Origin of the sequence: Sulfitobacter sp. CW3 (assembly GCF_019392245.1) — a bacterium.
Taxonomy (GTDB): Bacteria; Pseudomonadota; Alphaproteobacteria; order Rhodobacterales; family Rhodobacteraceae; genus Sulfitobacter.
Genome location: NZ_JAHXRL010000009.1, coordinates 142,180 through 151,030, shown reverse-complemented (window position 1 = coordinate 151,030; position 8,851 = coordinate 142,180). Strand labels below are relative to the sequence as shown.

The 8,851-nt window shown below is 56.5% G+C and carries 9 protein-coding genes; 7 read left to right on the top strand and 2 right to left on the bottom strand.

What is annotated here, in order from left to right:
- The 7 genes from KZZ06_RS17580 to KZZ06_RS17550 form a co-directional block, all read left to right on the top strand.
- Nucleotides 1-860 (top strand): biotin/lipoyl-containing protein (locus KZZ06_RS17580; protein WP_219581317.1); only part of this gene is annotated, 860 nt, incomplete at its 5' end.
- Entirely contained in the window at nt 857-1,816 is a 960-nt protein-coding gene (locus KZZ06_RS17575; protein WP_138925293.1) for a hydroxymethylglutaryl-CoA lyase, read from the top strand. The genes KZZ06_RS17580 and KZZ06_RS17575, both read left to right, overlap by 4 nt.
- Before the next feature lie 10 nt (nt 1,817-1,826).
- Nucleotides 1,827-2,741, top strand: coding sequence for an SDR family NAD(P)-dependent oxidoreductase (locus tag KZZ06_RS17570; protein ID WP_205387934.1), 915 nt, complete (start codon nt 1,827-1,829; stop codon nt 2,739-2,741).
- A 20-nt stretch (nt 2,742-2,761) separates the two neighbouring features.
- Nucleotides 2,762-3,535, top strand: coding sequence for a citryl-CoA lyase (locus KZZ06_RS17565; protein ID WP_257884439.1), 774 nt, complete (start codon nt 2,762-2,764; stop codon nt 3,533-3,535).
- The gene (locus KZZ06_RS17560) at nt 3,535-4,737 is read left to right on the top strand and encodes a CaiB/BaiF CoA-transferase family protein (RefSeq protein ID WP_254700590.1); all 1,203 of its coding nucleotides are present in this window, start codon (nt 3,535-3,537) and stop codon (nt 4,735-4,737) included. The genes KZZ06_RS17565 and KZZ06_RS17560 overlap by 1 nt, the downstream gene beginning before the upstream one ends.
- A 5-nt stretch (nt 4,738-4,742) precedes the next feature.
- Nucleotides 4,743-5,906, top strand: a complete 1,164-nt coding sequence (locus KZZ06_RS17555; RefSeq protein ID WP_219581321.1) for an acyl-CoA dehydrogenase family protein — start codon at nt 4,743-4,745, stop codon at nt 5,904-5,906.
- A 4-nt stretch (nt 5,907-5,910) separates the two neighbouring features.
- Nucleotides 5,911-6,765: a protein dehydratase gene (locus tag KZZ06_RS17550; RefSeq protein ID WP_138925295.1), complete on the top strand. Its 855-nt coding sequence runs from the start codon at nt 5,911-5,913 to the stop codon at nt 6,763-6,765.
- 35 nt (nt 6,766-6,800) lie between these two features.
- On the opposite strand, the gene KZZ06_RS17545 is transcribed toward KZZ06_RS17550, so the two are convergent.
- Complete coding sequence (locus KZZ06_RS17545) at nt 6,801-7,997, bottom strand: phenylacetate--CoA ligase family protein (RefSeq protein ID WP_171048989.1); 1,197 nt, start codon at nt 7,995-7,997, stop codon at nt 6,801-6,803.
- 26 nt (nt 7,998-8,023) lie between these two features.
- Nucleotides 8,024-8,833 (bottom strand): enoyl-CoA hydratase/isomerase family protein, encoded by an 810-nt coding sequence (locus tag KZZ06_RS17540; protein WP_089423344.1) that lies wholly within the window; start codon nt 8,831-8,833, stop codon nt 8,024-8,026.
- Between the last annotated feature and the right edge of the window lie 18 nt (nt 8,834-8,851).

The following is an 8,851-nucleotide window of genomic DNA, read 5'->3' as shown; positions in this document are numbered from 1 at the left end:
TTGTTCACGCGGTCGACCGCGAAACGGCGCTGGCCCGGCTGGCCGAGGCGTTAGATCACACCATCGTCGCGGGCGTTCAGTCAAACCGTAGTTTCCTGACGGCGCTGGCGCGCGATCCCGAATTTGCCGCGATGAACGTGCATACCCGCTGGATCGACACCCGCCTTGATGCGCTGACCACACCTCCGGCAGACGCAACCGCCAACCTGTGGCGCGCTGTCGCAGCCGTGCTATTTGTCAGCAACGGGCGAACTAACGACACCACCAATCCTTGGAGCAATCGTTCGACCTTTACTGGCTGGCGGCTAAACGCAGGCGATGCTTTGGTCGAGGCGGACCAGCGTGTCACCCTGATGGGATCGGAGAAGGGTGCCAAGCACGAAGAACTGCGCGTAGGCCCGATTGGGTCGGGCGGTTATTTTACCGTTTTTGATGCGAATGAAGTGCCTTTGTCCCTGACCTGTCTTGAACTGGAAACAGGGCGCTGGCGCGTTACCCATAACGGCGAAACCCTGATGCTGGAAGCCCGCGTCACCGGCAATGCTATCGAAATCACCACGGCCGACGCCCGCCGCCTGTTTCACGCCGCCCCGCCCCTGGCTTTTGCGGGCAGTGAAGGGGCAGCCGAGCGGATGGTGGAATCCCCGCTCACCGGTATGATCGTTGATGTTGTTGTTTCTGATGGAGATTTGGTCGTCGAAGGCGATGTAATCGCCGTTATGGAATCCATGAAGATGGAAATATCGATAAAGGCTGCAGCGGCAGGAATCGCCATCAACATTTCTGTAACCAAAGGCATGATGGTCGACCGCGGTCAGACCATCGCCGAAATTGCCCCTAATGAAAGCGAACCGAAATGAGCGATTTTCCCAAATTCGTCGAAATCCGCGAGGAAGGCCCGCGCGAAGGCTTCCAGATCGAGAAAACGATTTATCCTATCGAGCAGCGTATTGAGCTCATTGATCTGCTGTCCGACACAGGTTTGAAACGTATTCAGGTCGGTAGCTTTGTCAGTCCGAAATACGTGCCGCAAATGGCTGACACGGGAGAGCTGTTTCAACGCATCAAACGCGTGCCCGGTGTCAATTACACGGCGCTTTGGCTGAACGACAAAGGGTTTCGCAAGGCGATGACCGCGCATGATGTCGATATCGACCCGCGCTTGCTTTTCTACCCCTCCGATAGGTTTTCGCGGAAAAACAACAACGCCTCATCAATGGAAATGCGCGAGAAACAGCGTGAATGGGTCAAGCTTTACAAAGCCGAGGGGCTGACAGTTGACGCGGCTTATGTGATGACCGCATTTGGCTGCAATTTCGAAGGCGAGATTCCGCAGGAACGGGTGCTAGACGATTTCCGTTTCATCCTTGATCTGTGCGCCGATGAAAACATCCCGTTGCCAATTCTTGTGATCGCTGACACGATGGGTTGGGGCAACCCCGAAGCGGTCAAACGCATGATCGGAGCACTGCGCGACATGGCCCCCGAGGCCCGCCTCGGCATGCATATCCATGACACGCGCGGGCTTGGTATCGCCAATGTCTATGCCGCACTCAGCATGGGTGTGGACATGTTCGAAAGCTCGGTTGCGGGACTTGGGGGATGTCCTTTTGCCGGTCATGGCCACGCCCGAGCGGCAGGCAATGTCAGCACCGAAGATATGGTATTCCTGTGTCACGAACTGGGGATCGAAACCGGCATTGACTTGGATAAACTGATCCTTGCCGCGCAGAAAGCCGAAACAATCATCGGGGCTCCTTTGATGGGCCGGGTGATGCATACTGGCGGGCTGGAAAAGTACCGCAAGGCAAAGTGAGGGGAAAAAGATGACAAAGATAATGGATGGCAAGGTTGTTCTGGTGACCGGGGCTGGGGGCGGCATCGGGCGCGATATTGCGCTGGCTGCTGCTGCCGCCGGGGCTGCGGTGGTGGTCAACGATTTGGGTGCATCGCTGAAGGGCACGGGACAGACCGAGCTGGCCGCGCAAAAAGTCGTCGATGAAATAACCGCCGCAGGTGGGTCTGCCGTCGCCAACGCAGACAGTGTGGCCGATCCCGATGCGGCCCGCGAGATGGTTGATCTGGCGGTCAGGGAGTTCGGTCGTATTGACGCAGTGGTCAACAACGCCGGCATCCTGCGCGATGGGTTTTTTCACAAGATGACCTACGAGGATTTCGACGCTGTGGTGAAGGTCCATCTTTACGGTGCATTTAATACCAGCCGGGCTGCCGCGGATCACTTCCGCACTCAAGAAAGCGGTGCGTTGGTGCACATGACGTCAACCTCAGGCCTGATTGGAAACCTTGCCCAAGCAAATTATGCTGCGGCAAAACTGGCCATCACGGCGTTTTCCAAATCCGTCGCGCTGGATATGAAACGATGGAACGTGCGGTCAAACTGCATCGCGCCTTTCGCTTGGAGCCGGATGATTTCGTCAATCAAGGTGGACACTCCCGAGCAGGAAGCGCGGGTTGAGAAACTCAAGCAGATGACTCCTGCCAAGGTCGCGCCGATGGCTGTCTATCTTGCGTCCGACAGGGCCGCAGATGTCACTGGCCAGATTTTTGCGGTGCGTAACAACGAGATATTCCTGGTTAATCAGCCCCGCCCGATCCGGTCTGTGCATTCCGGCGATGGCTGGACACCCGAGGCAATCGCCAATCATGCGATCCCTGCTTTAAAGGCCGATTTCATGCCGCTTGAAGTGTCAGCCGATGTGTTTTCGTGGGATCCGGTCTGATGGGAAAACGCAAGGATAAATTGACCTCTTCAATTGGCTGGAGCACTGCTGATAAAATCTCTGTGCGCGGGCTGGATCTGCCCAATGAGATTTTGGGGCATATGAACCTGGGTGATCTGGCGTTTTTGCAACTGACTGGGCGAAAGGCGACACCTGAGGAATCCAAGGTCTTCAATGCCATCGTGATAACTCTGGTCGAACACGGCATCACCCCGTCGGCGATTGCCGCGCGGATGACCTATATGGGCGCGCCGGAATCGTTGCAGGCAGCAGTGGCGGCGGGGCTTTGCGGGCTGGGCACGGTGTTTGTCGGCTCGATGGAAGGCGCGTCAAAGATGCTCTACGAGGCGTTGCCACACGACAAGCTGGGCACCGGTGTTGATCTGGATGCGCTGGCGGTTGAAACGGTGGCCGGTTTCCGCGACCGCAAGGCCATCGTGCCGGGGCTGGGGCATCCTGTGCACAAACCCGTTGACCCACGCACGCCGCGATTGTTCGAAATTGCCGCCCAGAACGGCAAATCCGGCGAGTACGTCGCCTTAATGCAGAAAATCCAGACCGAGGCCGAGGCCCGATCTGGCAAGATGCTGCCGATCAATGCCACCGGTGCCATTGGCGCGATCTGCTGCGAGTTTGGCTTCCCCTGGAAAATTGTGCGTGGCTTTGGTGTGATGGCCCGCGCCATCGGGCTGGTTGGCCATATCCTTGAGGAAAGCGAAAACCCCATATCCTATGATATCTGGCAGCGCGTCGAAGAGGAAATCCTCGAAACCAGCGGGCCGGGGGCAGGCTGATGACCGCACCGCCGTGCAATGGTGCTGGGATGCGACCGCTGGACGGTATCCTGGTGGTTAGTCTGGAACAGGCGGTTTCCGCCCCTTATTGCACGCGGTTATTGGGCGATCAGGGTGCGCGGGTGATCAAGGTTGAACGCCCCGATGGCGGCGATTTTGCCCGCAATTACGACACCCGCATTAATGGTGAAAGCAGCTATTTCATCTGGGGCAATCGTTCCAAGGAGAGCCTGACGCTGGACCTGAAATCGCCCGATGGGATTGCCACGCTGAAATCCATCCTGTCGCGTGCCGATGTGTTTGTGCAAAATCTTGCGCCTGGTGCTGCCGAACGGCTGGGTCTGGGAGAGGCCGAGCTGCGCAAAGACAATCCAGGCCTGATCACCTGTTCGATCTCCGGCTTCGGGCCGGGTGGGCCATATGACGGGCGCAAGGCGTATGATCTACTTATTCAGGCCGAGGCCGGATTTTTGTCGATTACTGGTACCCCCAACTCGCCCGCGAAGTCCGGCATATCCATCGCCGATATCTGCTCCGGGGTCACTGCCTATCATTCGATCCTGGCCGCGCTTTTGATGCGCGCAAAGACCGGGGCGGGCGATCATATCGAAATCTCGATGCTCGAAGCGATGGCCGAATGGATGGGTTATCCGATGTATTATGCCTATGATGGCGCACCCCCGCCGCCGCGCACCGGTGCCGGACATGCCACGATTTATCCCTATGGTCCGTTTGAAACCTCGGATGGTCAGGTGCTGTTCGGGTTGCAAAATGATCGCGAATGGAAGGCGTTCTGCGAACAGGTGCTGGAACGCCCGGACATGGCGCTTGATCCTCGGTTTGTTGGCAATTCCAGGCGCTCAGATCATCGTGATGTAATCGCGGGGGTGATTGGTGACGTATTGCCAAAACTTACCACGACCGAGGCGCTGTCACGGCTAAATAGGGCCGGGATTGGCACCGCCGAAGTGCGAGATATGGCCGGGCTGTGGGCGCATCCGCAGCTGGCCGCGCGCGGGCGTTGGCAACAGATTGACACGCCAGCGGGCGCGATGCCCGCGCTGACCCCGACGAGCGGACAAGGCTGGAAGCCACAGATGGCTCCGGTGCCGCGCCTTGGTGAACATACCCAACAAATACTGGAAGAATTCGGACCGGGGAGTGTGTCGGACGCAACCGCCGATCCGAAGAATGGAGCGTGATTATAGTGAAAACCTCGGCCCCCGATACCCATGATGACCTGCGTGACGCGCTACGTTCGCTTTGTGCCGGATTTCCCCCTGAATATCACCGCAAACACGGTGCCGCGGAAACATATCCCGTAGAATTCGTCGATGCTCTGACCGAGGCCGGCTGGCTGGCGGCGATGATCCCCGAAGAATTCGGCGGCTCGGGTCTTGGCCTGACCGAGGCCAGCATCGTGATGGAAGAGATCAACCGATCAGGCGGCAACGCTGGCCATTGCCACGGTCAGATGTACAATATGGGTACTTTGCTTCGACATGGTTCGGATGTGCAAAAGCAGCAATACCTGCCGGGCATCGCCTCGGGCAAACTGCGGCTGCAATCCATGGCGGTGACTGAACCGACAACTGGCACCGATACCACCAAGCTGAAGACCACCGCCGTGAAAAAGGGCGACCGTTATGTGATCAACGGCCAGAAGGTCTGGATCAGCCGGTTGCAGCATTCTGACCTGATGATCCTGCTGGCGCGCACAACACCGCTGGCCGACGTCAAACGCAAGTCACATGGCATGTCGATCTTTATTGTCGATCTGAAGGACGCCATCGGCAACGGGATGGAGATCCAGCCGATCGACAATCTGGTGGGCCACGAAACCAACGAGGTATTTTTTGACAATCTCGTAATCCCTGCCGAAAACCTGATCGGCGAAGAGGGGCGCGGGTTTCACCATATTCTTGATGGGCTAAATGCAGAACGAACCCTGATTGCTGCGGAATGTATTGGTGATGGCTATTGGTTCGTTGAAAAGTCGCGCGATTATGCCTGTGAGCGGGTGGTTTTCGACCGTCCCATCGGGAAAAATCAGGGTGTTCAATTTCCAATCTCAAAATCCTACGTCGCCATTGAGGCCGCTAATCTAATGCGGTTTGAGGCGTGCAAACGCTTTGACGCAGGTCAGGATTGCGGCGCGCAGGCCAATATGGCCAAACTGTTAGCCGCCGACGCCTCTTGGGAGGCTGCCAATGCCTGCATCCAGACCCATGGTGGCTTTGGCTTTGCTCGCGAATACGACGTCGAGCGCAAGTTCCGCGAAACTCGACTATATCAAGTCGCCCCGATCTCAACCAATCTGATCCTGTCTTATGTCGGCGAGCATATCCTTGGAATGCCAAGGTCTTTTTGAGCCAATGACCAAAGAAATTGATTTACCCTCCCTCAAGGACTGGGTCGGAAGGTCCGAAAAGGTCGGCGATTATTTGACAAATTCGCTGGTCGACAGGTTTTGCGCCACACTTGATCCATTCCTGTGGCTTGAGGGGAGAGGAGCTCCATTGGGCATTCATTGGTGTACCACCGTGTCGGCCACCCATAAAAGTAAACTTTCAGAGGACGGTCACGCCGAAAAAGGTGATTTTTTGCCGCCTGTGCGGCTTCCTGCCCGGATGTGGGCCGGAGGTGAAATCATCCACCACCAAAGACTTTCTTCAGACTCGCCGGTGACCCGGATTTCAAGGGTTTCGGACGTTGTTGCTAAAAATGGGAAAAGCGGACCTCTAATCTTTGTAACGGTCGAGCAGGAATTCTTCTCGCAGGATCGCCTGTGCATATCTGAACGCCAGGATCTCGTTTTCAGAGATTTTCCAAAGACCGGTAATCCCCCAAGCTCCAAGCCAGCATCGCAGAGCGATACGAACCGGGGCACCCAACTGGGCAAGCTGACACCTGATCCGTTATTGTTGTTTCGCTACTCGGCCCTGACCTTCAATTCTCATCGTATCCATTATGATCAGGACTATGCCCGCAACACCGAAGGCTATGTCGACCTTGTGGTGCATGGTCCGTTGCAGGCCACGCTGTTGCTAAATCTCGCTGCTAAAATCGCCGGTAAACCACCCCGCCGCTTTTCCTTCCGGGGTCTGGCGCCGGTTACACTGGGAAGCTCGATCTCGTTATTTCATACTGAAGAAAATAGCGGCGGCAAGGTCTGGTGCGAGGCGGATAATGGCGTAAGAAGTTTTGTGGCACAGTACAGTGATAATTGACCCGGTGCGCAGTCGTCGTGTCTTCTGCTAAGACTTCACATATCCCGGCGATCAACAATCAATTCGGCATCTTCGGGCAGTTGGTCGATGAACTCCACCTTGTCAGCACGGATGCGCGCGGTCCTCTGAAACGCATCTGCTGCGGCCTTTGTGGTGGTGCCCTTGTCGGTGCCGTGGTCCAGAACCAGATGCAGGCGCACTGTATCACGATCATTTTCGCGCGTGACCACAGCCTGCGCTGCGATGGCCCCTGATACCGCAATCACAACTTCTTCGATTGCCCGGGGGTAGATGAATATCTCGCGCACTTTTACTGCGGCACCGACCCGCCCCTGAATGGCCGAAAGTCGGGTGACTCGACCATCCGCCTCACTTTCCAGCGCATAGGCACTGTCGCCAGTGCCAAACCGGATCATCGGCCAGTCGGCTTGGCGCGCGGTGACGACGATCTCGCCTGTTTCGCCATCCGCCAATGGCGTGCCGCTTTCGGGGTCACATATCTGCACGATCCGGTCGGGGTGAACCAGATACCCTTCGCCACCGTCCTCATAGCCGACAAGCCCCAGATCGGCGGTGGCATAGGCCGCCCAGGTTTTTACACCATAGTCGGATTCGATCCGGCGACGCTTGGCCATCCAGTCGCCCATTTCTCCACCAAGAAAGGCGGATTTCACGGTCCAGGCTTCGCGGCCATAGGTTTCGATCACCTTGTCGGCCAACGCCAGAAAAAACGCAGTGCTGGCGCAGATCGACGTAACACCGGTTTCGCGAATGATCTGGGCCTGCAATTCACGGTTTCCGGTTCCTCCCGGAATCACGGTCGCACCAACGACCTGCGCCGCCTCATCAAACAGTAGGCCCGCGGGGACAAGATGATAGGCCCAAGTGTTCAGGATGATATCGGCATTTGTGATCCCTGCAGATCTGAACAACAGGTCAAGCCCATGGCCGCCCACACCGGGCAACGACGGCTCAAATATCGGGCCCGGAGACACATAGATGCGCGATACCTCTTTGGGATCGGCGACGAGGAACCCGCCGAAAGGCGGGTTCGCTCTTTGGAGCGTAAGCAACTCCTCTTTTTTCATCACCGGCAGGCGGGAGAGATCCGCCAGTGATGAAACCTTGGATGGGTCAAAACCCGCTTTGTCAAACCGTGCCTTCAGTCCCGGTGCCACTTGTGCTGCTTTGGCATAGGCTCTGGCAATTTCCGTATAGACAGCGTCAGACATGGTGGCCTCCCTTGTTGTTGGTTGACCTAGAGCGGGCAATCTTTGCGGAAATTTGGCGCGCGTTTTTCGCGGTGTGAAAGTACACCTTCTTTTACGTCATCGCCCATAAATCCCAGCATCTCCAGGGCGGTCGAAGCGTCAAAGATAGGCCCGGCCTGACGCAGCCAGTTGTTCAGTGAGTATTTGGTCCAGCGAAGTGCGCTTTGCGATCCCGTGGCCATTTCAGTCGCGGTATCAATCGAGATCTGTTCAAGTTCGTCATCCTCGACGCACATCGACACCATGCCAATACGTTCGGCCTCTTCACCGCTTATCGGCTTGCAGGTCAACAGGTAGTATTTGGCTTTGGCCATGCCGCACAGGAGGGGCCAGATGATCGCGGCACAATCGCCCGCAGCGACACCCAAACGCGGGTGGCCATCAACGATTTTGGCGCGTTTTCCCGCGATCGAGATATCGGCAAGGATACCCACAACAAGGCCCGCACCAGCCGCCGGGCCGTTGATCGCCGAGATGATAATCTTGTTACAATTGATGATGTTGTAAACCAAATCCTTGGCTTCTTTCCATGTCTTCATCACCGTGTCGAAATTGCCGGTGATGCCTTCGATCAAACTGAAGTCGCCGCCTGCCGAAAACGCTTTGCCCCGGCCTGTAACAATTACTGCATTGATGTCCTGGTCGCGGTCAATGTCGATCCAGATATCGGTCATTTGGGTGTGGGTTTCGGCATCAACCGAGTTATAAGTCTCTGGCCGGTCAAAAGTGATGCGCAAAACGCGATCTGCCGGGTAGTCGAAAGACAATTTTGGGTACTTCGTTGCGTAGTCAAACATTTTAGTTTCCTCTGTTTG